The sequence below is a fragment of the Pseudomonas sp. AC242 genome, from assembly GCF_979258655.1.
The window spans coordinates 3,859,460-3,885,700 of sequence record NZ_OZ409873.1 but is presented as its reverse complement, the minus strand read 5'-3'; the positions used below and the strand labels follow the sequence as shown (position 1 = coordinate 3,885,700).

The following is a 26,241-nucleotide window of genomic DNA, read 5'->3' as shown; positions in this document are numbered from 1 at the left end:
GCAATGTCACTGACAGTCCGCTTTCGCGAGCAGGCTCGCTCCCACAGGGAACTGCAGTGTTTGCAACATTGCGCAGGGTAGTGTGTGTTTTGCCATGTGACGAGCGCCGCTCACCACCTTAGTATGGCGTTTTCCTTTTTCCGACAAGGCCCGTCCATGACGATCGAAATCCGCCCGGCGACCCCCAGCGATGCCCCGCAAATCCTCGCCTTCATCACTGAACTCGCCGATTTCGAAAAGGCCCGCCACGAAGTCATCGCCAGCGTTGCCGACATCGAGCGCAGCCTGTTCGGCGAAGGCGCCACCGCCCACGGTCTGATCTGCCTGCGCGACGGGCTGCCGATCGGTTTCGCCGTGTTCTTCTTCAGCTACTCGACCTGGCTGGGCAGCAACTGCCTGTACCTCGAAGACCTCTACATCACCCCCGAACAACGCGGCGGCGGTGCTGGCAAAACCTTGTTGCGTCACTTGGCGAAAATCGCCTGCGACAACGACTGCGGCCGCTTCGAATGGAGCGTGCTCGACTGGAACACGCCGGCGATCGAATTCTACAAATCCCTCGGCGCGCAACCTCAGGAAGAGTGGGTGCGCTACCGCATGGATGGCCAGGTCCTGCGTGAGTTTGCTGAAGGCTGATCGCAATGATGGCAATCCAGCAGTAATTCGATTGTCGTCAGCGCTCTAGTCCGGCATTCTACGCGCCATTTTTGCGCACTCACGGACGACACCTGCAATGCCTCTGGCACAATTTCTCCACGCCCGTGGAGCCTTCGCTGCGTCAACGAGTGACCGGCGATGAGCGGACTACGGGCGTCAATGCGTCTGTATGGCCTGGTGAAGAACTCAGGCTCAAGCGACAACCCCCAGCGTCAACCGGTCGATATTCTCTGTACGACGAACAGCACGGGTGGCACTGCCATTCGTGCGTTCGTGTCACGCCTTGATGCCGAGTTGATGAGCCGCAGTGCCGGGCTCGCCGATTACCGCGTGATACCGCTGCGCACCTTCGATCCGACGGCGTTTATCGACGCTCATCAAGGCTGGCTGACGCTGCACGTCTGTTGCGGTTTCGTCGCCCCTGTCGGGCATTCGCTGCTCAAGGACCGCGGGTTGATGCCGATGGGCTGGTACGTCTATTCCGAGATCGGCCAGTGGACGGCCCAGCATCATCTCGACCTCGGCGCACAAATGGCTGAACTGCTGCAATCGACTTACGAGCGTAATCACCTGCGCCACTACAACGCCTGGCTCAACGAACTCGACGACGCCTCGCCGGCTGAACTGGCATGGCAAACCGACGAAGCCTGGCGACACCTGCAAACCGCCGCATCACCCGACAGCCGTGAGCATTGCCACGCCCTGTTCGACCCCGTCGACAACCGCTGGCGCTTCGCCGCGACCGACATCGATATTCATCAGCTGCACCCGGAACCCCTGAAGCAAGGAGCTTTGAATTGAGTGGTAAACCCGCTGCACGCGTCACCGACCCGACCGCCTGCCCATTGCCAGGCCATGGCACCAACCCGATTGTTTCCGGCTCGCCCGACGTCTTCTTCGACGGCCTCGCCGCTGCGCGCATGACCGATAAATCGGCGTGCGGCAGCCCGATTACCGGGGCCGTTTCCGGCACGGTTTTCATCAACGGCCTGAATGCCGCCACGCTCGATAGCACTGGAGGTCACGGCAATGTCGTGGTCGGTGGTTCGGGGACGGTGATTATTGGCCAGAGCGGCGGCGGGGCGGCTTTTAGCGGGTTGTTGCCGATGCCAGTGCATTTTACGGACAGGTTGCAAGTGGTTAATGAAGCAACTGGCGAGCCCGTGCCCGATCATCCCTATGTGATTCAACGGGGCGATGGCAGCATGGAACATGGGATCACCAATGAGCAGGGCTTTACTCATATGGTCAGCTCTCATTTGGCCGAAACCATAAAACTGTTTGTAGAGTGATCGAAATGGAAGTCGCAAACCCTGCACTCAAAGATTGCAAAAACGAGGTGGTGAGTCATGAGTTGACTTGCAAAACCGACCAGACTGTAAAAGCTGTGGCAATCAAAATCAAAAAAATCGTCGTGTTTTTCATCGGCGGTGCTGGAGACAAGGAACCGTATTATCAAGATCAACCACCTCACGGTAACGTAACCAGTGCGCAGGTTTTATTGCCTAAAAAATTCAGCGACGCGCAAATTGGAAAAATAAAGTCGGTGTACCTTAGTTATAAGGATGTGCGCGGCAAGAAAGACATAGAAAAGTATGTGCTGAGTTATCTGAAAGGTGATAAATCAATTTATATAAGTATCGTCGGTCACAGTCTGGGAGGATGGAACGGCGCTCATCTGGCAGCCATACTCAAAGAACAGGGATTTACGGTGAAGTCCTTGGTCACGCTTGATCCAGTGGGCGGCGGACTGGGTGTCTGGCTGATTTCAGACATTTACGCCACCACCCCGAAGCCTGGTGCAGAGTACTGGATCAATATATTGGCTGCACCGGCGAAACCCAATCAGTCCGATGATGTCGCCGAGATGGGAGAACGCTGGGTCATGAGCTCGGGTCCTGATATCAATAAAGCGGTAGACACCAACCACGAAGATGCAGGCGTAATGTTCAAGGCGAGGATTCTTGGCGAACAGTCCGCATGTGATCTCATCGCTGAAAAAATGATCAAATATCTGGAGTCTTGACATGCGAGTGTTGCTTGCAATTCTAGTTCTTTGTTTGTGTGCTTCGTGCGCAAAAAGAGTGCCATTACCAGAGACCGAAATTGAATTTGTTTCTGTTACCAAGTCTGGACACAGTGCTCTTCTGGATGTTCGCTTCAGTTCAATGACTGATCTGTTGCGATTCTTCGAGATCAATGCCGGCCAACATCAGGTCGGCAATGCCTTGATCTGTTCAATGGATGAGAGTGGCTTCTTCGAAACAAAACAGGACCTGACCCGGTATCTCGAAGGGGAGGTCGTCGCGGTATTAAATGAATCTGCTGCGGGGCCATATGTGTATTCGGCTGAGGTCTCTGCGGTGCATACACCGGACGGTGGAACGCTGAGTACGTACTTCAATAAAAAACAACTGTTGATGGTATTGAGCGCGCGTCAGGTCGTGGCATGTAAATTCAGGACTGCTGCCTACGCTTACGGTCCGTATTACTCAAAATCAATGAATATTCCTGCCAGTGTTTTCGTTCAGGCGATAGAGCGTCAGTAGTGATATTGATAACGGTGAATCACGGATCTGTTCGAGGAGAGTGGGTAGACGTGATCATCCCAAAATATGGGATGCAAAATTACATATTGAGATTTAGCGCCTGAGAGGTCTATAGTCCGTCGCACTCACTGCCAAAAACAAAACAGGTGAAGCGATGCTGGCGCAATTGATCGCGCTCGACTGGGGGACGACCTCATTACGTGCTTACAAACTCGCGGCGGGCGGTGTGGTGCTGGAGCAGCGCGCGCTGTCGTCCGGGATCATGCAACTGCCAAAGACTCCGCGAGCCATCAACGGTCGCGAATGCGCCGATGGTTTCGAACTGGCCTTCGATGAAGCGTGCGGCGACTGGCTCGATGCGCAGCCGGATCTGCCGGTAATTGCCTGCGGCATGGTCGGCAGTGCGCAGGGCTGGCGTGAAGCAGCCTACTGCGAGACGCCGGCGAACGTCGCCAATCTCGGAAACTCCCTACAAACAGTTGTCAGTTTGCGCAGCACCGTTGTGCATATCGTGCCGGGCGTGATTCAGCGATCGCGTCTGCCGAATGTGATGCGTGGCGAAGAAACCCAAGTGCTCGGTGTGCTGCAGAATCTGCCGATTGAGGCGGGTGCCGATCTGTTGATCGGTCTGCCGGGCAGTCACTCGAAATGGGTCGACGTGGTCGATGGCTGCATCACCCATTTCGATACGTTCATGACCGGCGAAGTATTCGCCGTGCTCAGTGAATACAGCATTCTCGGCCGAACCCAACAGCACAGTGCGACGTTCGATGCTCAGGCGTTTGACCGTGGCGTGCAGGTTGCGCAGTCGGCAGATGGCGAGCTCGGCGTGCTGTCGACCTTGTTCAGCGCCCGTACCCTGGGCCTGACCGGCGAACTCAGCCCGACCGCGCAGGCGGATTATCTGTCCGGCCTGATGATCGGCCATGAACTGGCGGCGCTCGCCAGCGCTCAACGTCGCCGTCGCAACAACCGGAATCTCCCTTCGATCATCCTCATCGGCAACGCGCAACTCTGCGCGCGCTACAGCCGTGCCCTCGATGCCTGCGGTTTCGCCAACGTGACGCTGGCCGAGCAGGCCACCGAGCGTGGCCTGTGGCAACTGGCGCTGGCCGCCGGACTGATCGATTCCTCATCCCGTTAACCCTGACTGGAGGCCTGACATGCTCAAGCAAGCATTGGCGCAAAACGGTCTGATCGCGATTCTGCGTGGCCTGCACCCACAGGAAGCTGCCGCTGTCGGAGAAGTCCTGTATGCGGCCGGATTTCGCGTCATCGAAGTACCGCTCAATTCCCCGTCGCCGTACGAAAGTATCCGCATCCTGCGCACGACCTTGCCCGCCGATTGCCTGATTGGTGCCGGCACGGTGCTGACGCCGGAGCAGGTCGAACTCGTGAAAGAGGCCGGCGGGCAAGTGATCGTTATGCCGCACAGCGACGCCAAGGTCTTGCGTGCGGCGAAGGCGGCAGGGCTGTTCCTGTCGCCGGGCGTTGCCACGCCGACCGAAGCCTTCGCGGCGCTGGAGGAGGGCGCGGACATTCTCAAGCTGTTCCCCGCCGAGCAGATGGGCCCAGCGGTCGTCAAAGCCTGGCTTGCGGTGTTGCCGGCGGGGACGGTGCTGGCGCCGGTCGGCGGTATCACGCCGGACAACATGCAGGCGTTTATCGACGCTGGCGTGAAGGGTTTCGGTCTCGGCTCCGGTCTGTTCAAACCAGGCATGACGGCGGAGCAGGTGGCGGTGAATGCCAAGGCCTACGTGGCCGCGTGGAAGGCCCTTCGCTAAGACTTTTTTGGCGCTGCGTGCGCTACATCTATAAGAGAGACAAAAAGATGAAAATCACCAAACTCACCACCTTCATCGTCCCGCCGCGCTGGTGCTTTCTCAAGGTCGAAACCGATGAGGGCGTGACCGGTTGGGGCGAGCCTGTGGTCGAAGGCCGCGCCCACACAGTAGCCGCTGCCGTCGAAGAATTGTCCGACTACCTGATCGGCAAAGACCCACGCAATATCGAAGACATCTGGACCGTGCTTTATCGCGGTGGCTTCTACCGTGGCGGCGCCATCCACATGAGCGCACTGGCCGGTATCGATCAGGCACTGTGGGACATCAAGGGCAAGGCCCTCGGGGTGTCGGTGAGTGATCTGCTCGGTGGTCAGGTGCGCGACAAGATTCGTGTGTATTCATGGATCGGTGGTGACCGTCCAGCCGATACCGCGCGTGCGGCGAAAGATGCGGTGAGCCGCGGTTTCACTGCGGTGAAAATGAACGGCACCGAAGAACTGCAATTCCTCGATACCTTCGAGAAAGTCGATCTGGCGCTGGCTAACGTTGCCGCCGTGCGTGACGCGGTCGGGCCGAACGTCGGTATCGGCGTCGACTTCCATGGCCGCGTGCACAAACCGATGGCCAAGGTGCTGATGAAGGAACTCGATCCGTACAAACTGATGTTCATCGAAGAGCCGGTGCTCAGCGAAAACTACGAAGCGTTGAAAGAGCTGGCGCCGCTGACCAGCACGCCGATTGCTCTCGGTGAGCGGCTGTTCTCGCGTTGGGACTTTAAACGCGTGTTGAGCGAAGGCTACGTCGACATCATCCAGCCGGATGCTTCCCACGCCGGCGGCATCACCGAAACCCGCAAGATCGCCAACATGGCTGAAGCCTACGACGTCGCGCTGGCGCTGCATTGCCCGCTGGGGCCGATTGCGCTGGCGGCGTGTTTGCAACTGGACGCGGCTTGTTACAACGCGTTTATCCAGGAGCAGAGCCTGGGCATCCATTACAACGAGAGCAATGACTTGCTCGACTACGTGAAGGATCCGCGGGTGTTCGATTACGACAAAGGTTTTGTGAAGATTCCGAACGGACCGGGCCTGGGTATCGAGATCAACGAGGAATACGTGATCGAGCGCGCGGCGGTCGGCCACCGCTGGCGCAACCCGATCTGGCGTCATGCCGATGGCAGCTTTGCCGAGTGGTGAGTACTGCCTGACACACCCGATGAGATCGTCCCCACGCTCTGCGTGGGAATGCCTCAATGGACGTTCTGCGTCCGCTTTTGGGACGCAGAGCGTCCCGGGCTGCATTCCCACGCAGAGCGTGGGAACGATCAGGCCTCAGGCCGACCTCAATAAACATAAAAAGAGGCTCTCCCCATGCAACCGCAAACCCTCACCGGGCAGGCGTCTTTAGTCACGCCTAGCCGTAAGCGGTTTTTCATCATGGTGTTGCTGTTTATCACCGTGGTCATCAACTACCTCGACCGCAGCAACCTGTCGATTGCCGCCCCCGCGCTGACCAGTGATCTGGGTATCGACCCGATTCACGTCGGCCTGATTTTCTCCGCGTTCGGCTGGACCTACGCTGCCATGCAGATCCCCGGCGGCTGGCTGGTTGATCGTGTGCCGCCGCGCATTCTTTACAGCGTCGCATTGCTGCTTTGGTCGATTGCTACGGTGATGCTCGGTTTCGCCGCCAGTTTCATTGCTTTGTTCGTATTGCGCATGGCGGTCGGAGCGCTGGAAGCGCCGGCCTATCCGATCAACAGCCGCGTGGTGACGACCTGGTTTCCCGAGCGGGAACGCGCAACGGCGATTGGTTTTTACACGTCGGGGCAGTTCGTTGGTCTGGCATTCCTCACCCCGGTGCTGGCTTGGCTGCAACATGAATTCGGCTGGCACATGGTCTTCGTTGCAACCGGCGCGGTAGGCATCATCTGGGCAGCAATCTGGTACGCGGTGTATCGCGAGCCGCGGGATTTCAAAGGCGCCAACGAAGCGGAAATCGACTTGATCCGCGAGGGCGGTGGCCTCGTTGATATTCAGCAGGAAACGGCCAAGGTCAAAGCCAAATTCAGCTGGACCGATTTGGGCATCGTTCTGACCAAGCGCAAGTTGTGGGGCATCTACCTCGGCCAGTTCTGCCTGAACTCAACGTTGTGGTTTTTCCTGACGTGGTTCCCGACTTATCTGGTGAAGTATCGCGGCATGGACTTCATCAAGTCAGGCCTGTTGGCGTCGCTACCGTTTCTCGCCGCGTTCGTTGGCGTGTTGTGTTCGGGGTTCTTTTCCGACTTCCTGATTCGTCGCGGCTACACGGTCGGTTTTGCGCGCAAGTTGCCGATCATTGGCGGGCTGCTGATTTCCACCTCGATCATCGGTGCCAACTTCGTTGAGTCGACACCACTGGTGATTGCCTTTCTGGCGCTGGCCTTTTTTGGCAACGGCCTGGCTTCGATCACTTGGTCGCTGGTCTCGACGTTGGCACCGGCGCGTTTGCTCGGGCTGACCGGAGGAGTGTTCAACTTCATCGGCAACCTGTCGGCAATTGCCACGCCGATCGTCATCGGCTTCCTCGCCAGCGGCGATTCGTTCGCGCCGGCGATCACCTACATCGCGGTTCTCGCATTGATCGGTGCCTTGTCCTACGTGTTGCTGGTCGGCAAGGTCGAGCGTATCGAGTTGTAGTGGTCTGCGTCGGGCGACCATAATGCCGCCCGTTCCCTCGCTCAACGGTAAAAGGCTGGATATGCAGGAAGACGCTCCGGAAAAAACCAAGGACGCCGCGCCCACCGGCACGCAGACGCTGTTGCGTGGCTTGGGAGTGGTGCAAGCGGTGGCCAGTGGCGCCCGCGATCTCAAGGAGATTGCCCGGCTGATCGGCACCACGCGCAGCACCACCCATCGTCTGGCCAGTTGTCTGGTCGACGAGCGCTATCTGCGCGTGGTGCCGCAAGTCGGTTATCTGCTCGGGCCGAAGCTGATCGAGCTGGGTTTCCAGGCTCGCGAAGAGTTGCCGCTGGTGACCTTGGCCGGGCCGTATCTGGACGAGTTGTCGGCGCTGACCGGCGACACCGTGCACCTAGGGATTCGTGAAGGCGATGAAGTGCTGTATCTGCTGAAGAATCCGGGGCGCAATGGCCCGGAAATGCGTTCGCGGGTCGGCCATCGCATGCCGCTGGCGCGCACGGGGATCGGTAAGGCGTTGATGCTTGATGACTCGCCGAAAGATTGGCAGCGTCTGTACGACATCAGCCTGCCGGCGGGTGGGAAAAGTCAGTTCTGGCCGCAGCATCCCCAGCAGTCCTGGGAACAGCTGGAGCAGCGCATGACCGAGTACGTCGCCGGCGGCTACGCCTTCGATCTGGAGGACAACGAACCGTCGATCCGCTGCGTGGCGGCGCCGATTCGCGATGCGAGCAAGGGCATCGTGGCGGCGATCAGTATCGCCAGCACCGTGCCATACATGCCGCTGGAAAAAATGGCCGAGCTGATTCCCCTGATCAAAGGGGTCACAGCCCGGCTTTCGGCGGAACTCGGTCTAAAGATTTAAACCTTGAGCGTCGCCATGTCGATCACGAAACGGTACTTCACGTCGCCGGCGATCATCCGCGCGTAAGCCTCGTTGATCTGGCGGATGTCGAGCATTTCGATATCGCAGGTGATGTTGTGTTCGGCGCAGAAATCCAGCACTTCCTGGGTTTCAGCGACGCCACCGATCAACGAGCCGGCCAATACGCGACGGCTCATCACCAGTTTGCCGGCGTGTACCGGTGGATCAATCGGCTCGATCAGACCGACCAGAATGTGCACGCCGTCGAAGCGCAGGGTGTCGAGGTACGGGTTGAGATCGTGCTGCACCGGAATGGTATCGAGCAGGAAGTCGAAGTAACCGGCAGCGGCTTTCATCTGTTCGGCATCGGTGGAAACGATCACGTGATCGGCACCCTGACGACGACCTTCTTCTGCCTTGCTCGCCGAGCGGGTGAACAGCGTCACTTCAGCGCCCATGGCCTTGGCGAACTTGATGCCCATGTGGCCCAGACCGCCCATGCCGAGAATCCCGACCTTGTCGCCAGCCTTGACGCCGTAGTGCTTGAGCGGCGAGTAGGTGGTGATGCCGGCGCAGAGGATCGGCGCGGCGCTGGCCAATGCGAGTTTTTCCGGGATGCGCACAACGAAGTGTTCACTGACGACGATGCTGTCGGAATAACCGCCCATGGTGTTGCTGCCATCGACCCGATCCGGGGTGGCGTAGGTCATGGTCGGGCCTTCGAGGCAATATTGCTCAAGGTTCGACTGGCACGCTTCGCAGGTACGGCAAGAGTCGACCATGCAGCCAACGCCGACCAGATCGCCGACTTTGTGTTGGGTGACATTCGCACCGATCGCGGTGACTTTTCCGACGATCTCGTGGCCCGGCATCAACGGGTAAACGGCGATGCCCCATTCGTTGCGCGCCTGGTGGATGTCGGAGTGGCAGACGCCGCAGTAGAGAATCTCGATCGCTACGTCGTCGGCGCGCGGGCTGCGACGTTCGAACTTCATCGGGGCGAGGGGGGTGGTGGCCGATTGGGCGGCATAGCCGATGGCGGTGTACATGTGAAACCTCGCAAAAGCAGGAACAAGTGAGGCGGCGCATTTTGGGCGTCGACTGACCGGTCGGCCATGACGATTCCTCCGGGTCTCATGCCTAATCCTCCGGCATACGGGTTTGATCGGTCGCATTGGCAAAAGGATCTGCCATGATGTTTTCATCCCCCTGTTTTCGTGATTTTTTGTGAAGAACAATTCGATGCAATTGACCCGTCATCTTGATGCCAATGCGCGCCTGGTTTCGCTGATCGAACCGCTGGCGCTGCGCGATGGTTATTCGCCGACCGGATTGCCCGGTGTGCAAGTGTTGCGCGCCAGTTGTGACGTCGCCCGTGGCCCGCACATTTACGAGCCGAGCCTGATGATCATCGCCCAGGGCAGCAAACTGGCGTTTCTCGGGCCGCGCACCATGGAGTACGGCGCCGGGCACTATCTGATTCAGGCACTGCCGGTGCCGTTCGAGTGCGAGACGTTTGCCTTGCCGGATGCGCCGTTGCTCGGCGTGTCGGTGGCGATTGATCGGGTGTTGCTCGGTGAGCTGGTGCTGGCCATGGGGCTGGCGCCGGGCCGGCATATCCCGGCGCAGACGCCGGAGTCGATGACCTCGGTGGTGCTCGACGATGCCATGCGCGGCTGCGTCGAGCGCTTGCTCAGTTGCCTGCACGATCCGCTGGAATGCCAGATTCTCGGGCCGGCGCGGGTGCGCGAGTTGTTGTTCGCTGCATTGCGCGGGCCGCAGGCTGATGTATTGCGCGCGCTGGTCGAGCAGCAGGGGCAGTTCGCGCGGGTGGCGGCGTCGATCAGCCATCTGCATGCGCATTACACCGAGCCACTGAATGTCGAGACCCTGGCCGGTTGCGCGAACATGAGCGTGTCGACCTTTCATGAGCACTTCAAACGCAGCACGTTGTTGTCGCCGGTGCAGTATTTGAAGCGCTTGCGTTTGTTGAAGGCGCAGACGTTGTTGGTCGCCGAAGGGCTGGGTGTGGCGCAGGTGGCGCATCGGGTGGGGTATCAGAGTACGTCGCAGTTCAGCCGTGAGTACAAACGCTACTTTGAGCGCAGCCCGGGCGACGAGCGCGCTGCCTGAGGATTGACACAATCCCTGTGGGAGCTGGCTTGCCAGCGATGAGGCCGGCACATTCAACATAGATGTCGCCTGATCCACCGCCATCGCTGGCAAGCCAGCTCCCACAGGGGGTGATGCGATGCACTAAATTTTGGGCAACAAAAAGGCCCCCAGATCGGGAGCCTTGATGTTCAGCGGGTCGACTTACATGTTCGGATAAGTCGGGCCACCAGCGCCTTCCGGCGTGACCCAGGTGATGTTCTGCGCAGGGTCCTTGATGTCACAGGTCTTGCAGTGCACGCAGTTCTGCGCATTGATCTGGAAGCGCTTCTCGCCGTCTTCCTTGGTGATTACTTCGTACACACCGGCCGGGCAGTAGCGCTGTGCCGGTTCGTCGTACAGCGGCAGGTTCTTGCTGATCGGGATGCTCGGGTCGGTCAGCTTCAAGTGGCAAGGTTGTTCTTCTTCATGGTTGGTACCGGAGATGAACACCGAGCTGAGCTTGTCGAAGCTGAGTTTACCGTCCGGCTTCGGATAATCGATCTTCTTGCAGTCGGCCGCGAGCTTGAGGCAAGCGTAATCCGGCTTGGTGTCGTGCAGGGTGAACGGCAGTTTGCCGCCGAAGATGTTTTGATCGAGCCAGTTGAAACCGCCGCCAACGATGGCGCCGAATTTGTGGATCGCCGGGCCGAAGTTACGGCTGGCGAACAGTTCGTCGTAGAGCCAGCTCTTCTTGAACGCGTCGACGTAAGTGGTCAGCTCTTCAGTGCCGTCCTTTTCCGCGAACAGCGCGTCAGCCACCGATTCGGCGGCGAGCATGCCGGACTTCATCGCAGTGTGGCTACCTTTGATCTTGGCGAAGTTCAGGGTGCCGAGGTCGCAACCGATCAGCGCGCCACCCTTGAAGACCATTTTCGGCAGCGAGTTCAGGCCACCTTTGCAGATCGCGCGGGCGCCGTAGCTGATGCGCTTGCCGCCTTCCAGGTACTGCGCCAGCACCGGGTGATGCTTGAGGCGCTGGAACTCGTCGAACGGCGACAGGTAGGTGTTGCTGTAGGAAAGATCGACGATCAGACCAACCACCACTTGGTTGTTTTCCAGGTGATAGAGGAACGAACCGCCGGTGTTCTCGGTGCCCATGATGTCCAGCGGCCAACCGGCGGTGTGCACCACCAGGCCTGGCTGGTGTTTGGCCGGGTCGATCTCCCAGATTTCTTTCAGGCCGATGCCGTAGTGCTGAGCGTCGGCATCGCTGTCGAGGTTGTAGCGCTTGATCAGCTGCTTGCCGATGTGGCCACGGCAACCTTCGGCGAACAGCGTGTATTTGCCACGCAGTTCCATGCCCGGGGTGTACAGGCCTTCTTTCGGATTGCCTTCGCGGTCGACGCCCAGATCACCGGTGATGATCCCGCGCACCACGCCTTGCTCGTCGATCAGTGCTTCCTGAGCGGCGAAGCCCGGGTAGATTTCTACGCCGAGGTTCTCGGCCTGCTGGGCGAGCCAGCGGCACAGGTTGCCGAGGGAAATAATGTAGTTGCCTTCGTTGTGCATGGTCTTGGGCACAAAGAAGTCAGGAATTTTCTGCGCGCTTTCGGCGTTTTTCAGGACAAAAATATCGTCGCGGGTGACCGGAGTGTTCAGCGGCGCGCCGAGTTCTTTCCAGTCCGGGAACAACTCGTTCAGAGCGCGTGGTTCGAACACGGCACCGGAGAGGATGTGTGCGCCGACTTCGGAGCCTTTTTCGACCACGCAGACGCTGATTTCCTTACCGGCTTCGGCGGCCTTCTGCTTCAGACGGCAGGCGGCGGACAGGCCAGCGGGGCCGGCACCGACGATGACCACGTCGAATTCCATGTATTCGCGTTCCACAGGCTATCTCCTACTCAAGGCTCAACAGTTTTTTTTCTAATTTGGAGGTTTGATGTCGCATCCGCTATTCCTTTACGTTAACGTCAAGGGGAATATTGGAGAACAGACCTTTCTCTCTAGGCGGCGCATTATATCTACACCACTCCGAGCGTCCAATACAAACGTTTGTTTGAATCGGCTCCAGCCCAGAGAAATCAAAGAAGCGCGGCTTATGAATGGTCATTTTGCTGTATTGACCGGAATAGGCGTTCCGGTCAAGATACGGTCGGTTTTGCGCTCGTCGTAGGCAGACTGGCGGTTTCAAGAGCACGTCTAAAGGCAGGGCACAGGTGGTCGAGAGTGCTGCGCAGCGCAGTCTGGCGCGCAGTTTACACAGCGTGAGGATCAATGACTTGTCGGTCACCACTGACGAACGGTCGCACCCCCTTCACATCGTGGAATCACTTCGCACCCCGGTCGGCGTTTTTAGAGGTGCCCTTTTAGCCTGATGAGCATCAACCGCCAGGTTCGCCTAGGCGACTTTCTTTTCACCGGAGAGTAACGAGGAATCCATGAAGGTTCTTGTAGCTGTCAAACGCGTTGTGGATTACAACGTCAAGGTTCGCGTCAAGGCGGACAATTCCGGCGTCGATCTCGCCAACGTCAAGATGTCGATGAACCCGTTCTGCGAAATCGCAGTGGAAGAAGCCGTACGCCTGAAAGAGAAAGGTGTTGCGACTGAAATCGTCGTCGTCTCCATCGGCCCGACCACCGCTCAGGAGCAGCTGCGTACCGCACTGGCTCTGGGTGCCGACCGTGCCATCCTCGTCGAATCCGCTGAAGATCTGACCTCGCTCGCCGTGGCCAAGCTGCTCAAGGCTGTGGTCGACAAGGAACAGCCGCAACTGGTGATCCTTGGCAAACAGGCCATCGACAGCGACAACAACCAGACCGGCCAGATGCTCGCTGCACTGAGCGGCTACGGTCAGGGCACGTTCGCCTCGAAAGTCGAAGTCTCCGGCGACAGCGTTGCCGTGACTCGCGAAATCGACGGCGGCGCGCAGACTGTTTCGCTGAAACTGCCGGCAATCGTCACCACCGACCTGCGTTTGAACGAGCCGCGCTACGCGTCCCTGCCAAACATCATGAAAGCCAAGAAGAAGCCTCTCGAAGTGCTGACTCCGGACGCTTTGGGCGTTTCCACCGCCTCCACCAACAAGACCCTGAAAGTCGAAGCGCCGGCTGCACGCAGCGCAGGTATCAAGGTCAAGTCGGTGGCTGAACTGGTCGAGAAACTGAAAAACGAAGCGAAGGTAATCTAAATGACTATCTTGGTTATTGCTGAACACGACAACAAAGTGCTGGCCCCGGCCACACTGAACACCGTGGCTGCTGCGGCCAAAATCGGCGGCGACATCCACGTTCTGGTTGCCGGCCAAGGCGCTGGCGCCGTGGCTGAAGCCGCTGCGAAAATCGCAGGCGTGAGCAAAGTCCTCAACGCTGATAACGCCGCTTACGCGCATCAGCTGCCGGAAAACGTTGCTCCACTGGTAGCTGAGCTTGGCGCTGGTTACAGCCACATCCTGGCTGCCGCTACCTCCAACGGCAAAAACATCCTGCCGCGCGTTGCTGCGCAGCTCGACGTTGACCAGATCTCCGAGATCATCTCGGTTGAAAGCGCTGATACCTTCAAGCGTCCGATCTACGCCGGTAACGCCATCGCTACCGTGCAGTCCACCGCTGCGATCAAAGTGATCACCGTGCGTGCTACCGGTTTCGATCCGGTAGCTGCTGAAGGTGGTTCGGCTGCTGTTGAAGCCGTTGGCGCTGCACACGACGCGGGCACTTCGAGCTTCGTTGGCGAAGAACTGGCCAAATCCGATCGTCCAGAGCTGACCGCAGCCAAGATCGTCGTTTCCGGCGGCCGCGGCATGCAGAACGGCGACAACTTCAAACACCTGTACGCCCTGGCCGACAAGCTGGGCGCTGCGGTGGGTGCTTCGCGCGCCGCCGTCGACGCAGGTTTCGTACCGAACGACATGCAGGTCGGTCAGACCGGCAAGATCGTTGCGCCACAGCTGTACATCGCCGTCGGTATCTCCGGCGCGATCCAGCACCTGGCCGGTATGAAAGACTCCAAAGTGATCGTTGCGATCAACAAGGACGAAGAAGCGCCGATCTTCCAGGTGGCCGATTACGGCCTGGTGGCGGATCTGTTCGAAGCCGTACCTGAGCTGGAGAAGCTGGTCTAATCCAGCGGCTTCACTTATAAAGAGCCCGACCTTTTGGTCGGGCTTTTTTTTGTTTCGGATTTGAGTGGGAGCTTTTTGCCATGGATCTGCGCTGCGGATTGCATTACTCGGTATTGCTGGGATTGGCCCTGTTGTCAGGTTTGGCCACGGCCGCGGGCAAGTGCGAGCGCCTCGTCGTCACCGGCAGCCCGGATGCGCCGCCGTACCTGTGGCAGGACCCGCAGAATCCCAAGCAGTTGATCGGCGCCAGTGCCGACCTGTTGCAACAAGTCGCCAAAGACCTCGGCATCAAAGTCGAACTGCTCTACGCCGGCAAACGCTCGCAAGCCCTCGATGAAGTGCGCAGCGGGCGCATGGACATGCTGGCCGATGCGCCGCTGACCTTCAATGAACTGGAAAACTTCGACTACATCTATCCACCGCTGCTGGAAAACGACTATCTGGTGTGGACGCGTAAAGGCTCGACACTGGTCTATAGCGAGGCCAAAGACTTGCATGGCCACACCGGTGCGATGTCGGAAAAGTCTCGCATGACCCAGGCATTCGGCGTTTTCGCCGAGCAGAATCTGACCCTGACACGGACAGCCAACCTCACTCAGGCCCTGCAGAAATTGCTCCTCGGTGAAGTGGAATATGTACTCGCCGGCCGCTACTCAGGCATGGCCGCCGCGCAGGCATTGGGCATGACCAATGACCTGCTGGCGTTCGAGCACCCCGTCGACCGCCCGGGGCTGTTTCTTGCGGTTTCGCATAACTCGGCATGTAACGATCCGTGGTTGCGCGGACAGTTGGCCAAAAAGATGACAGAATTGCCCGCGTCCGGACTGACGGAAGCCGCGCTGCAACGCAACATCGAGCGCTGGAAGGCGCAGCAGCAACAGCCGCAACAACCCGTCAGTGCCCCAAAACAGTAGGGATTCTTAGTGAGTATTCGACCTCTTTTCGCGGCGATGGCCGTTCTGGCCCTGGCCGGTTGCGCGACCGATCCGGCACCCGTTGAACAAATGCGCCTGACCGAGCAAGCCATAATCCAGGCCAAGGCTGTTGGCGCCACTGCTGACGAAGTGCCGGAAATGAAACTGGCCGAAACCAAGTACAACCGCGCCAAAGGCAACATGGCGGACGAGTCCTACCGCAACGCGCGCATGCGTTCGGAACAGGCTGAACTGGATGCTCGTCTGGCCGAAGCCAAAGTGTTGACGCAAAAAAGTGAAGAACAGCTGAATGTGCTCAACACCCGCATCGTCCGTCTGCGCAAGCAACTGGGAGATGCCCAATGAGCCTCAAATCCAAAGTCCTCGGCGGTCTGATACTTGCCGGTTGCGCCAGCCTGTACGGCTGCGCCGGTCAACACAGCGAATCCGCACTGCAAGAGGCCAGCGCCGACTTCCAGAAGGTCAAGGAAGATTCCAACGTGCTGCGCATTGCGCCGAAAGACGTGATCCGTGCCGGTGAGTCGCTGGCCCGTGCCGATCGCCTGTCGACCTACTGGGGCAGCGGCTCTGACGTGGTGCATTACGCCTACCTGAGCCAGCGTTACAGCGAAATCGCCCGCGAGCACACCAATCAGGTGCTCAACGAAGAGCGCGCAGCCAAACTGGAGCTAGAGCGTCAGCGCTTGCAACTGGCCCTGCGTGAATCCAAGTTGCTCAGTGTGCAGCAGCAGGGCAAATGGCTGGAAGAACAGATCGTCGCACTGGCCACCACGCAGACCGACCGTGGTCTGGTAATGACCCTCGGTGATGTGCTGTTCGACACCGGTGAAGCGGAGCTGAAAAACTCGGCCAACCGCGTGGTGCTGAAGATCGTCCAGTTCCTGCAATTGAACCCCAAACGCGTGGTGCGTATCGAGGGGTACACCGACAGTACCGGTGGCAAACAGGAAAACCTCAAGTTGTCTCGTGATCGCGCGCAATCGGTCGCGGATGTGTTGATAGATCTGGGCATCGACGACAAGCGCATTCAGGTCGAAGGCTACGGCGACGAATACCCGGTGGACGCCAATGCTTCCGAGCGTGGGCGGGCGCAGAATCGTCGTGTGGAAATTGTCTTCTCCGATGAAAAAGGCCAGCTCGGCGCCGCCCGCTGAGGGCTGCGTCTCTGGAAAGCCCGGACTGTCATGCAGTACCGGGCTTTTTTACGTCTGTCGAATAGCCCGCAAATCAGTACAGTCAGGGGCAGACACCGCACTGTATGGTCGAGTAATGTGACAACTGTCCCAGTACACTTCTAAACTGTTCCGGTATTGTTTCACACAAGAATAAAATGCCCGTGAAATCGAGTGCTGCGTCATGACCAATCTCTTGCTCTACCAACGTATTGCTCAGCAACTGGCCGAAGACATCCGCCGTGGCGTCTATCAACCGGGGGAGCGCGTGCCTTCGGTGCGCAAGATGAGTTCGCAGCTCAACGTCAGCCATGCGACGGTGTTGCAGGCTTACGCCAATCTCGAAGATCAGGGCTTGATTAGGGCGCGCCCGCAGTCCGGGTATTACGTGCACCAGACACCTGCACTGACGGCGCCGACGCCGGACATCGCCCGGGTCGAACGGCCGGGCCTGGTTACCCGCAGCAGCATCATTCAACAGGTGCTGGTCGAATCACGCCGAGAAGGCGTGTTTCCGCTCGGCGCGGCTGTGCCGAGTGTCGATTACTTGCCGGTGCGCGCACTGCATCAGCAACTGGCCAAGGTCACGCGCTTCCATAGCCCGCGTGCTTTCAGTTACATGTTCAGCCCCGGTTTTGAGCCGCTGCGCCGCCAGGTGGCGATCCGCATGCGCGATGCTGGTGTGGTGGTCGATCCGTCAGAAGTGGTGATCACCCACGGTTGCGTCGATGCCTTGCAGATGTCGTTGCGCGTACTGACCCGCCCGGGTGATCTGATCGCCGCCGAATCGCCGACCTATTACGGATTGCTGCAACTGGCCGATCTGCTCGGCCTGAAAGTCATCGAGATTCCGAGCGATCCCGCGACTGGCATGAGCCTCGAAGCCCTGCAACTGGCGGCCAACCAATGGTCGATCAAAGCGCTGGTGCTGACCACGCGGCTGAGCAATCCGCTGGGCGGCACCATGCCCGAAGAGCGGCAGAAACAGTTGCTGCGCCTGGCTTCTGATTTCGATATTCAGATTGTCGAAGATGATATCTATGGCGAACTGATGTTCGAGCAAGGCAAGACCAAAGCGCTCAAGGCGTATGACCGACTGGATCGGGTGATCTACTGCTCGAGTTTCTCCAAAACCTTGTCACCCGGTGTGCGCATCGGCTGGATGATCGCCGGCAAGTATCAGCAGGAAATCCAGCGCTTGCAGACCTTCAGCACCCATTCGGCGTGCAGCGTGACGCAGATGGCGATTGCCGCTTATCTGGAAAACGGCGGTTATGACCGGCATTTACGGTACATCCGCCAGGAATACCGGAAAAACCTCAGCGCCTTCCAGTTGGCGGTGCAGCAGTACTTCCCCGAAGGCACGCAAATGACCCGGCCCACGGGCGGTTTCATCCTCTGGGTGAGCTTGCCGGGGAGGGTCAATACCCAGGAGTTGCATGTTCGCGCGTTGCAGCAGGGCATCAGTATTGCCCCGGGGCTGATCTTCAGTAATACCGAGCAGTTCAACCACTGTATTCGCCTGAACTGCGGGATTCCGTGGAACCGCGAGGCGGAGCGGGCGCTGATGACCCTGGGCATGCTGGCGACGCAACTGTGTCAGGAAACCGCTGGCGGATTCTGAACGAGCGGTGGGTGACGCTTGTCTTGTCGCGTCCAACAAGCGAGCATATGGCCCTCTGCCGTTAGTGTCGTTGGGTCCATGAAAGCGATTTTTCCTGCCGCTTGGGTGTTGCTGGGTTTGCTGATGATCGGTCATGCGCCTGGAGCCGTGGCCGCTGCAGTTCAGGAAAAACCGGCTGCGACGAGTGCCGCTAAAAAAGCCACGTCTGCGCCAAAGGCTGTTCCCGCGAAGAAAACCCAGCAAAAAGTCATCAAGAAACGCAAGCCGATCGCTTCCAAATCGAAGCCTGCCAGCGAAGTGGTGAAAGCCAAGTTGCCGCCGGCAAAACTCGATTTGAGCCTGCCCAAGGACATGGTCCAGGAACTGAAGCCCAAGGGCACGGTTGAATTGCCCAAGCGCGAGCCGATCCTGCCGCAGATGTTTGGCGAGAAAAACAACGGATTCCAGCTCAACGGCCGCTTGCTCAGCAACGAAATGCAGTTGCAACTGCGCAACGAAGAGCGCCGCGAAGTCGAAGGCGCGGCGCTGGATTTCGAATTCAAACAGTAAAACCAGCCCATCTGTGACCCGCAGACCAGACGCTTTGTCGGAGACTGGTCAGTCATATTCAGTTATCGCTAAAAACCCCGGTTCCGGGAATTTGAAACAGCCGTTTTAGCGGTTACTCTGTTCCGCGTCCCTTTTACACATCGCCCGTCGCGAGGAATTGTTCGTCATGAAATGCCGTGAAGGCTGTGGCGCTTGCTGCATTGCCCCATCCATCAGTTCGCCGATTCCCGGCATGCCTGATGGCAAACCTGCCGGCGAACGTTGCGTGCAGCTTTCGGTCGAAAACCTGTGCAGCATTTTCGGCCGCCCGGAGCGCCCGGCAGTCTGTTCGGGCTTTGCTGCGGATGTCGAGGTCTGCGGCAGCAGCTCGGAAGAAGCGATCAGGCTGATCGGCTGGTGGGAGCAAATGACGGCGGCGTGATGTGTCAAACGAACGGAACTTCAACAATAAGGAATAAGACTATGGGTTCGCTGCATCGTATCGCTGTGTTGTGTGGTTTGACCGCTGTGCTGGCCACGTCCGTCGCTCAGGCTGAAGACTGGAAAGTCGCCAAGAACGAGGACGGTATCAAGGTTTCCCTCAGTGAAGTGCCGGGTTCGGACTACAAGTCCTACCAGGGCGTTGCGCTGATGAAAACCACCGTCGCCAAACTGCGCGCACTGCAGGAAGATGTCTCCGGCGCGTGCGCCTGGATTCACGAGTGCAAGACCCAGAAACTGCTCAAGCACGAAGGCGATCAGAGCTGGACCTACACCCAGTTCAACACGCCTTGGCCAGTTACTCCGCGTGACTCGGTGCTGAAGGTGACCACCGTTGAAGGCGCCGATGGCAGCCTGACCCGCAATCTGGAAGGCTTGCCGACGTACATGCCGGAAGAAAAGGGCTTTGTCCGCGTTCAGCAGGTCAAAGGCTTCTGGAAGTTCGTGCCCAAGGGCGACCAGGTTGAAGTGACTTATCAGGTGCACACCGAGCCAGGCGGTAGCGTGCCGGCAATGGTGGCCAACAAGTTCGTCGTCGATGCGCCGTTCAACACCTTGAAAGCTCTGAAAGAACGCGCCGAGAAGTAATAAGCGCGCTCTACACAAAACGCCCCGACCGATACGGGGCGTTTTGTTTTCTCGCAATATTGTGTTTCCAGATATGCGTTGCACGAAATTTTCACAAAGTGTTCCTGACAATTCGCCCGCGCTGTTTGCACGCTTTCCCGGTTTGCCATGGCTCTAGATGAAAGTGTCTGGCGGCGGGGCAGTAATCAATGGCAATGGTGCGGGTGATCGTGCAACATTTGCGCACTGCGCAAGCCCCGGGGTCTGGAATGACCAATAGAGGGCATGGCGCCGCTGTATTTTTGCAACTTCAACTTCCAATGGGTCCTAAAACGACATGGCAAACCCGGACGCCCTGAATCAGCAGCGATCTTCCGCTCGCCTGCTGCAACCGACCGTCAAATCGCATCTGGCCTACACGCTGCTTTGCGCGCTGGTCATGATGGTGATGTTTTCCGTGCTGCGCCTCGCGCTGCTGGTCTACAACCGCGAGATGATCCTCGACACCCCGGCTTCGACCTTCCTCGAAGCCTTCGCCAACGGCCTGCGTTTCGACCTGCGCCTGGTGGTTTACGTGTGCATTCCGCTGGTGCTGGCACTGTTCAGTGCCCGCGCCATGGCCGCTCGCGGTTTCTTCCGCCTGTGGCTGACCATCGCCTCGAGCATCGCGCTGTTCCTTGGCCTGATGGAGATGGACTTCTATCGTGAGTTCCACCAGCGCCTCAACGGTCTGGTGTTCCAGTACGTGAAAGAAGACCCGAAAACCGTGATGAGCATGCTCTGGTACGGTTTCCCGGTGGTTCGCTATCTGCTGGGATGGGTCATCGGCACTGTCATCCTCACCCTGGCGTTCAAAGGTGCCGACCGTGCCACGCGTCCGCGCGGACCGTTCAGTGGCGGCAGCGTCAGCACCCGTCAAGTTGCGCCGTGGTACACCCGTCTTGCGGTGTTCGTGGTCTGCTTGCTGATTTGCGTGGTTGCCGCTCGTGGCACTCTGCGTCAAGGCCCGCCGATGCGTTGGGGTGACGTCTACACCACCGATTCCAACTTCGCCAACCAGCTTGGCCTCAACGCCACGCTGTCGCTGATCGAGGCTGCCAAGTCGCGCATGGGCGAAGATCGCGACAATATCTGGAAAGCGACGTTACCGCAGGAGCAAGCGCAGAAAGTCGTGCGCGATATGCTGCTGATGCCTGACGACAAACTGGTCGATGCCGATATTGCCGCCGTGCGCCGTGATTACACGCCGCCGGCCGACAAGACCCTGCCGATCAAGAACGTTGTAGTGATCCTGATGGAAAGCATGGCCGGTCACTCGGTCGGTGCATTGGGCGCGTCAGGCAACATCACGCCATACCTGGACAAACTGTCGAAGGAAGGTCTGCTGTTCGACCGCTTCTTCTCCAACGGTACGCACACCCATCAGGGCATGTTCGCGACCATGGCCTGCTTCCCCAACCTGCCAGGTTTCGAATACCTGATGCAGACCCCGGAAGGCAGCCACAAACTGTCCGGCTTGCCGCAGGTGCTCAGCGCCCGCAACTACGACGACGTATACGTCTACAACGGCGACTTCGCCTGGGACAACCAGTCGGGCTTTTTCAGCAACCAGGGCATGACCAACTTCGTTGGCCGTAACGACTTCGTCAACCCGGTGTTCTCCGATCCGACCTGGGGCGTGTCCGACCAGGACATGTTCGACCGTGGTCTGCAGGAGCTCAAGGCGCGGGAAAACGGCAAGCCGTTCTACGCGCTGCTGCAAACCCTGTCCAACCACACGCCGTACGCCTTGCCGACGCCATTGCCGGTCGAGCGCGTGACTGACCGTGGCAGCCTCAACGAACACTTGACCGCCATGCGCTACTCCGACTGGGCACTGGGTCAGTTCTTCGAGAAGGCGCGCAAAGAGCCGTACTTCAAGGAAACCCTGTTCGTCATCGTCGGCGACCACGGCTTCGGCAACGAGCGCCAGATCACCGAAATGGACCTGGGCCGCTTCAACGTACCGATGCTGATGATTGCACCGGGCATCCAGGAGAAGTTCGGTACCCGTGACCACACCGTGGGTACGCAGATCGACATCGTGCCGACCATCATGGGCCGTCTCGGTGGCGAAGTGCGTCATCAGTGCTGGGGCCGCGATTTGCTCAACCTGCCGGAAGGCGACACCGGTTTCGGTGTGATCAAACCGTCGGGCAGTGAGCAGACGACCGCCATCGTCACCGCCGACCAGATCCTGGTGTTGCCAAGAGACAAGGATATGGGGCCGAAGATGTGGCAGTACCAGCTAGGTGCCAACCCGCACGCCGAAGTCATTCCAAATGCACCGCGCACTGCCGAGTTGAAACTCAAACTCGAAGCGTTCCTGCAAACGGCGACCAAAAGCCTGATGGATAACACCGCTGGCGTCATTCACGGCAAGCCGGATTGATCGTTCACTGCCAGTAAAATCCGCGCAATAAAAAAGAGGCCCTGAACAGGGCCTCTTTTTTTTGCCGGTTACATCGTTATATCCGACCGAGTAACAGCAGCACCAACAGCACCACCAACACCACGCCGATAATCCCCGATGGACCGTAACCCCAACTTCTGGAGTGCGGGAAGACCGGCAGACCACCGATCAGCAACAGGATCAGGATAATGATAAGAATTGTGCCCATGTCGATTTCCTTGTTGATAGTGTTCGAGAAGTCTTGGTATTCAAGGGCGACTGGAGACTAAGTAATTCCAGACGGCTTACAAATTCCGACCGGTGCGCGTGAAAGAAAATTCAATGTTTTTTTAATGTATTTGGATTGCTTGTTTATTTCCTTTGAAGCACAAGATCAAAAGATCGCAGCCTTCGGCAGCTCCTACAGGAGTTCGATGTAGGAGCTGCCGAAGGCTGCGATCTTTTGATCTTGCATTCAGCAACTTGATGGAGCGTGGGCGCGCGCCGATCCTTCGCTACACTCGGCGCATCTTCCCCGGAACAACAAGGCTGTTTGCTATGCAAAATCGCATGATGATCACTGGTGCGGGCTCGGGCCTGGGTCGCGAAATCGCGCTGCGCTGGGCGCGTGAAGGCTGGCAACTGGCCTTGTCCGATGTCAGCGAACCCGGCCTGCAGGAAACCCTGAAAATGGTCCGCGAGGCCGGTGGCGACGGGTTCATTCAGCGCTGCGATGTGCGTGATTACAGCCAGCTCACCGCGTTCGCCCAGGCCTGCGAAGAGAAGCTCGGCGGCATCGACATCATCGTCAACAACGCCGGTGTTGCCTCGGGCGGTTTCTTCAGCGAGCTGTCGCTGGAAGACTGGGACTGGCAGATCGCGATCAACCTGATGGGCGTGGTCAAGGGCTGCAAGGCGTTCCTGCCGCTGCTGGAGCAAAGCAAAGGCAAGATTATCAACATCGCCTCGATGGCGGCATTGATGCAAGGCCCGGCCATGAGCAACTACAACGTGGCCAAGGCCGGGGTGGTGGCGTTGTCGGAAAGCTTGCTGATCGAGCTGGCGCAACAGGAAGTAGGCGTGCACGTGGTGTGTCCGTCGTTCTTCCAGACCAACTTGCTGGACTCGTTCCGTGGTCCCACCCCGGCGATGAAAGCGCAGGTCGGCAAGTTGCTGGAAAGTTCGCCGATCAGCGCGGCGGACATCGCCGATTACATCTATCAGCAAGTGGCCGCCGGCGAGTTCATGATTCTGCCCCACGAACAAGGCCGGATGGCTTGGGCGCTCAAGCAGAAGAACCCGCAACTGCTCTATAACGAAATGACCTCCATGGCGGAAAAAATGCGCGCCAAAGCCAAACAGAACAACGGCTGAGCTTGCCCGTAGCAGACCGCGTCGTTAGGGTGGCCGCAATGGTCACCCTGTCGAGACGCATCAATGCTCAATTACTTGTGGTTCTTCCTCGCGGCGCTGTTTGAAATCGCCGGTTGCTTCGCCTTCTTCATGTGGCTGCGCCAAGGCAAAAGTGCGTTTTGGGTGATTCCTGCGCTGCTCAGTCTGACCCTGTTCGCACTGCTGCTGACCCGCGTTGAAGCTAACTACGCGGGGCGTGCCTATGCCGCGTATGGCGGGATCTACATCGTCGCGTCGATTGGCTGGCTGATGGTGGTCGAGCGGGTGCGTCCTTTGAGTTCGGACTGGATCGGCGTGGCGCTGTGCGTGATCGGCGCTAGCGTGATTCTGTTCGGGCCGCGATTTTCTGCGGCGTGAGGGGTATTTGTCGGAAACGTCTGACGGCTTGATGCGAGCATGGCTGTAAGGCAAAACTGATTTGCCCGCCATGCATTGTAGAGCCGCGGCAAGCCGCGCATCTTCAGGGTTCGCTAACCCTGAAGGACGAATCTCATGCTTGTACTCAGCCGTGTTGTTGGTGAGTTGATTTCAATCGGCGACGACATTTCCCTGCGCGTGCTGTCGGTGAACGGCTCCAGCGTGCGCTTTGGCGTCGAGGCCCCGCAAAAGGTCAATGTGCACCGCGCGGAGGTCTATGACCGGATCAAGCGCAAGCAGGCCACCGAAAAGCTCCGCTAGGCATTCAATCGAACAGATGCTTGGGCACATCGTGTTTGAGCATCAACTGACATTGCTCGCTTTCCGGGTCGAAGACGATCAGCGCCTGGCCTTTGTTCAAGGCCTGACGCACGCGCAGCACACGGGTTTCCAGCGGCGTGTCATCGCCGTTGTCGGTGCCGTCGCGGGTGACGAAATCTTCGATGAGGCGGGTGAGGGTGTCGACTTCAAGTTGGTCGTGGGGAATGAGCATGGGCACCTCGGCTGAATCAATGGCGGGATGCTACGGCGATTGCGGTTTGCCTGCCAGTTTTGTGTTGCCTATGCCGACCTCATCGCTGGCAAGCCAGCTCCCACAGTAATTGGGGCAACACAAATTTGTGTACACCTCCGATACCTGTGGGAGCTGGCTTGCCAGCGATGGGGCCAGTCCTGTCATCACAAAGCCGGATCAAGTATCGGAACGCTGCCCCACCAGACTGTCCACCGACGGCACCCGCGTATCGCTCTCCATTTGCGTGTCATGTTCAATCTGATGACTGAAGCGATCCAGCGAAGCATTCGCCGGCGCTGCATCACTGGCAAACACCGGCGGACTCAAGATGTAAGCCCCCAGCAAACGACTCAGCGCCGCCAGGCTGTCGATGTGCGTACGCTCATAACCATGGGTCGCATCGCAACCAAACGCGAGCAGGGCAGTGCGGATGTCGTGGCCTGCAGTCACCGCCGAATGCGCATCGCTGAAGTAATAGCGGAACAGGTCGCGGCGCACCGGCAACTCGTTCTCGCTGGCCAATTTCAGCAAATGTCGCGACAGGTGATAGTCGTACGGCCCGCCGGAATCCTGCATCGCCACACTCACCGCATGCTCGCTGGAGTGCTGCCCCGGAGCGACCGGTGCGATGTCGATGCCGACGAATTCGCTGACGTCCCACGGCAATGCCGCTGCCGCGCCGCTGCCAGTCTCTTCGGTGATGGTAAACAGCGGATGGCAGTCGATCATCAGTTCCTGGCCGCTGTCGACGATGGCTTTGAGTGCCGCCAGCAGCGCTGCAACCCCGGCCTTGTCATCGAGGTGACGGGCGCTGATATGGCCGCTTTCGGTGAATTCCGGCAGCGGATCGAAGGCGACCACGTCACCGATGCTGATGCCCAGTGAGTCGCAATCGGCCTTGGTCGCACAGTAAGCGTCCAGGCGCAGTTCAACGTGATCCCAACTGATCGGCATCTCGTCCACGGCGGTGTTGAACGCGTGCCCGGAGGCCATCAGCGGCAACACACTGCCGCGAATCACGCCGTTGTCGGTGAACAGGCTGACACGGCTGCCCTCGGCAAAACGGCTCGACCAGCAGCCGACCGGGGCGAGGGTCAGACGCCCGTTATCTTTGATCGCGCGGACCGCCGCGCCGATGGTGTCGAGGTGCGCCGAGACGGCGCGATCGGGGCTATTCTTCTTGCCTTTGAGCGTGGCGCGAATGGTGCCGCGCCGGGTCATTTCGAACGGAATGCCGAGTTCTTCCAGACGCTCGGCGACATAGCGCACGATGGTGTCGGTAAACCCGGTAGGGCTGGGAATGGCGAGCATTTCCAGCAGTACTTTTTGCAGGTAGTTGAGATCCGGTTCGGGGATTTGCGTGGTCATGGAAACTCCTGATGGGTTGAGCA

Annotated in this window: 29 protein-coding genes; 24 read left to right on the top strand and 5 right to left on the bottom strand. The window is 58.7% G+C overall.

Features of this window, described 5'->3' with window-relative positions:
• Positions 1–156: 156 nt before the first annotated feature.
• The 10 genes from ACZZ0A_RS17380 to ACZZ0A_RS17335 all read left to right on the top strand — a co-directional run bounded on the left by ACZZ0A_RS17380 (position 157) and on the right by ACZZ0A_RS17335 (position 8,536).
• Positions 157–636 (top strand): GNAT family N-acetyltransferase, encoded by a 480-nt coding sequence (locus ACZZ0A_RS17380; RefSeq protein WP_007908312.1) that lies wholly within the window; start codon positions 157–159, stop codon positions 634–636.
• 159 nt (positions 637–795) lie between these two features.
• Positions 796–1,458 (top strand): hypothetical protein, encoded by a 663-nt coding sequence (locus ACZZ0A_RS17375; RefSeq protein ID WP_463543505.1) that lies wholly within the window; start codon positions 796–798, stop codon positions 1,456–1,458.
• Positions 1,455–1,949, top strand: a complete 495-nt coding sequence (locus ACZZ0A_RS17370) for a PAAR domain-containing protein (protein WP_007908317.1) — start codon at positions 1,455–1,457, stop codon at positions 1,947–1,949. Before ACZZ0A_RS17375 ends, ACZZ0A_RS17370 begins: the two co-directional genes overlap by 4 nt.
• 5 nt (positions 1,950–1,954) lie before the next feature.
• Positions 1,955–2,683, top strand: coding sequence for an alpha/beta hydrolase family protein (locus ACZZ0A_RS17365; RefSeq protein WP_007908319.1), 729 nt, complete (start codon positions 1,955–1,957; stop codon positions 2,681–2,683).
• Position 2,684: 1 nt separating this feature from the next.
• A complete protein-coding gene (locus ACZZ0A_RS17360) occupies positions 2,685–3,206 on the top strand; it encodes a hypothetical protein (protein ID WP_007908321.1) in 522 nt (173 codons plus the stop codon).
• A gap of 154 nt (positions 3,207–3,360) precedes the next feature.
• The gene (locus ACZZ0A_RS17355; protein WP_463543504.1) at positions 3,361–4,350 is read left to right on the top strand and encodes a 2-dehydro-3-deoxygalactonokinase; all 990 of its coding nucleotides are present in this window, start codon (positions 3,361–3,363) and stop codon (positions 4,348–4,350) included.
• 19 nt (positions 4,351–4,369) lie between these two features.
• Positions 4,370–4,990: a 2-dehydro-3-deoxy-6-phosphogalactonate aldolase gene (locus ACZZ0A_RS17350; RefSeq protein ID WP_463543503.1), complete on the top strand. Its 621-nt coding sequence runs from the start codon at positions 4,370–4,372 to the stop codon at positions 4,988–4,990.
• Positions 4,991–5,037: 47 nt separating this feature from the next.
• Positions 5,038–6,186, top strand: coding sequence for a galactonate dehydratase (gene dgoD, locus ACZZ0A_RS17345; protein ID WP_150706516.1), 1,149 nt, complete (start codon positions 5,038–5,040; stop codon positions 6,184–6,186).
• Positions 6,187–6,360: 174 nt separating this feature from the next.
• The gene (locus ACZZ0A_RS17340) at positions 6,361–7,671 is read left to right on the top strand and encodes an MFS transporter (RefSeq protein WP_007908328.1); all 1,311 of its coding nucleotides are present in this window, start codon (positions 6,361–6,363) and stop codon (positions 7,669–7,671) included.
• A 61-nt stretch (positions 7,672–7,732) separates the two neighbouring features.
• Positions 7,733–8,536 carry an IclR family transcriptional regulator gene (locus ACZZ0A_RS17335; RefSeq protein WP_007908330.1) on the top strand — a complete coding sequence of 268 codons (804 nt, stop codon included), beginning with the start codon at positions 7,733–7,735 and terminating at the stop codon, positions 8,534–8,536.
• On the opposite strand, the gene ACZZ0A_RS17330 is transcribed toward ACZZ0A_RS17335, so the two are convergent.
• Positions 8,533–9,585: an NAD(P)-dependent alcohol dehydrogenase gene (locus tag ACZZ0A_RS17330; protein ID WP_007908332.1), complete on the bottom strand. Its 1,053-nt coding sequence runs from the start codon at positions 9,583–9,585 to the stop codon at positions 8,533–8,535. The genes ACZZ0A_RS17335 and ACZZ0A_RS17330 overlap by 4 nt on opposite strands.
• Positions 9,586–9,778: 193 nt before the next feature.
• Here ACZZ0A_RS17330 and ACZZ0A_RS17325 point away from each other — a divergent pair, with 193 nt between their 5' ends.
• Complete coding sequence (locus ACZZ0A_RS17325; protein ID WP_463543502.1) at positions 9,779–10,669, top strand: AraC family transcriptional regulator; 891 nt, start codon at positions 9,779–9,781, stop codon at positions 10,667–10,669.
• Between the two features lie 183 nt (positions 10,670–10,852).
• On the opposite strand, the gene ACZZ0A_RS17320 is transcribed toward ACZZ0A_RS17325, so the two are convergent.
• Positions 10,853–12,517: an electron transfer flavoprotein-ubiquinone oxidoreductase gene (locus ACZZ0A_RS17320; protein WP_007908336.1), complete on the bottom strand. Its 1,665-nt coding sequence runs from the start codon at positions 12,515–12,517 to the stop codon at positions 10,853–10,855.
• Between the two features lie 551 nt (positions 12,518–13,068).
• Here ACZZ0A_RS17320 and ACZZ0A_RS17315 point away from each other — a divergent pair.
• The 10 genes from ACZZ0A_RS17315 (at position 13,069) to ACZZ0A_RS17270 (ending at position 22,506) form a co-directional block, all read left to right on the top strand.
• A complete protein-coding gene (locus tag ACZZ0A_RS17315) occupies positions 13,069–13,818 on the top strand; it encodes an electron transfer flavoprotein subunit beta/FixA family protein (protein ID WP_007908338.1) in 750 nt (249 codons plus the stop codon).
• Positions 13,819–14,748 carry an electron transfer flavoprotein subunit alpha/FixB family protein gene (locus tag ACZZ0A_RS17310; protein ID WP_007908340.1) on the top strand — a complete coding sequence of 310 codons (930 nt, stop codon included), beginning with the start codon at positions 13,819–13,821 and terminating at the stop codon, positions 14,746–14,748.
• Positions 14,749–14,828: 80 nt separating this feature from the next.
• The gene (locus ACZZ0A_RS17305; protein WP_007908342.1) at positions 14,829–15,662 is read left to right on the top strand and encodes a substrate-binding periplasmic protein; all 834 of its coding nucleotides are present in this window, start codon (positions 14,829–14,831) and stop codon (positions 15,660–15,662) included.
• A 9-nt stretch (positions 15,663–15,671) separates the two neighbouring features.
• Positions 15,672–16,028: a DUF4398 domain-containing protein gene (locus ACZZ0A_RS17300; protein WP_176472319.1), complete on the top strand. Its 357-nt coding sequence runs from the start codon at positions 15,672–15,674 to the stop codon at positions 16,026–16,028.
• On the top strand, positions 16,025–16,837 hold the full coding sequence (locus ACZZ0A_RS17295) for an OmpA family protein (protein WP_007908346.1): 813 nt from the start codon (positions 16,025–16,027) through the stop codon (positions 16,835–16,837). The genes ACZZ0A_RS17300 and ACZZ0A_RS17295 overlap by 4 nt, the downstream gene beginning before the upstream one ends.
• Before the next feature lie 202 nt (positions 16,838–17,039).
• Positions 17,040–18,479, top strand: a complete 1,440-nt coding sequence (locus ACZZ0A_RS17290) for an aminotransferase-like domain-containing protein (protein WP_007908347.1) — start codon at positions 17,040–17,042, stop codon at positions 18,477–18,479.
• 78 nt (positions 18,480–18,557) lie between these two features.
• Complete coding sequence (locus ACZZ0A_RS17285; protein ID WP_007908348.1) at positions 18,558–19,028, top strand: hypothetical protein; 471 nt, start codon at positions 18,558–18,560, stop codon at positions 19,026–19,028.
• Between the two features lie 166 nt (positions 19,029–19,194).
• On the top strand, positions 19,195–19,449 hold the full coding sequence (locus ACZZ0A_RS17280) for a YkgJ family cysteine cluster protein (RefSeq protein WP_007908349.1): 255 nt from the start codon (positions 19,195–19,197) through the stop codon (positions 19,447–19,449).
• A 41-nt stretch (positions 19,450–19,490) separates the two neighbouring features.
• Positions 19,491–20,096 carry an START domain-containing protein gene (locus ACZZ0A_RS17275; protein ID WP_123375489.1) on the top strand — a complete coding sequence of 202 codons (606 nt, stop codon included), beginning with the start codon at positions 19,491–19,493 and terminating at the stop codon, positions 20,094–20,096.
• A gap of 316 nt (positions 20,097–20,412) precedes the next feature.
• A complete protein-coding gene (locus tag ACZZ0A_RS17270; RefSeq protein ID WP_463543501.1) occupies positions 20,413–22,506 on the top strand; it encodes an LTA synthase family protein in 2,094 nt (697 codons plus the stop codon).
• 76 nt (positions 22,507–22,582) lie between these two features.
• On the opposite strand, the gene ACZZ0A_RS17265 is transcribed toward ACZZ0A_RS17270, so the two are convergent.
• Positions 22,583–22,741 (bottom strand): DUF3309 family protein, encoded by a 159-nt coding sequence (locus ACZZ0A_RS17265; RefSeq protein ID WP_169432680.1) that lies wholly within the window; start codon positions 22,739–22,741, stop codon positions 22,583–22,585.
• 323 nt (positions 22,742–23,064) lie between these two features.
• Here ACZZ0A_RS17265 and ACZZ0A_RS17260 point away from each other — a divergent pair, with 323 nt between their 5' ends.
• The 3 genes from ACZZ0A_RS17260 to csrA all read left to right on the top strand — a co-directional run bounded on the left by ACZZ0A_RS17260 (position 23,065) and on the right by csrA (position 24,597).
• On the top strand, positions 23,065–23,880 hold the full coding sequence (locus ACZZ0A_RS17260; RefSeq protein WP_007908355.1) for an SDR family oxidoreductase: 816 nt from the start codon (positions 23,065–23,067) through the stop codon (positions 23,878–23,880).
• 63 nt (positions 23,881–23,943) lie between these two features.
• Entirely contained in the window at positions 23,944–24,276 is a 333-nt protein-coding gene (locus ACZZ0A_RS17255; protein WP_123375491.1) for a YnfA family protein, read from the top strand.
• A 135-nt stretch (positions 24,277–24,411) separates the two neighbouring features.
• Positions 24,412–24,597: a carbon storage regulator CsrA gene (csrA, locus tag ACZZ0A_RS17250; protein WP_007908359.1), complete on the top strand. Its 186-nt coding sequence runs from the start codon at positions 24,412–24,414 to the stop codon at positions 24,595–24,597.
• A gap of 4 nt (positions 24,598–24,601) precedes the next feature.
• On the opposite strand, the gene ACZZ0A_RS17245 is transcribed toward csrA, so the two are convergent.
• Together ACZZ0A_RS17245 and ACZZ0A_RS17240 are read right to left on the bottom strand one after the other, a co-directional pair.
• Positions 24,602–24,829, bottom strand: a complete 228-nt coding sequence (locus ACZZ0A_RS17245) for a YheU family protein (protein WP_463543500.1) — start codon at positions 24,827–24,829, stop codon at positions 24,602–24,604.
• A gap of 198 nt (positions 24,830–25,027) precedes the next feature.
• Entirely contained in the window at positions 25,028–26,218 is a 1,191-nt protein-coding gene (locus ACZZ0A_RS17240; RefSeq protein ID WP_007949948.1) for an osmoprotectant NAGGN system M42 family peptidase, read from the bottom strand.
• Positions 26,219–26,241: the final 23 nt, after the last annotated feature.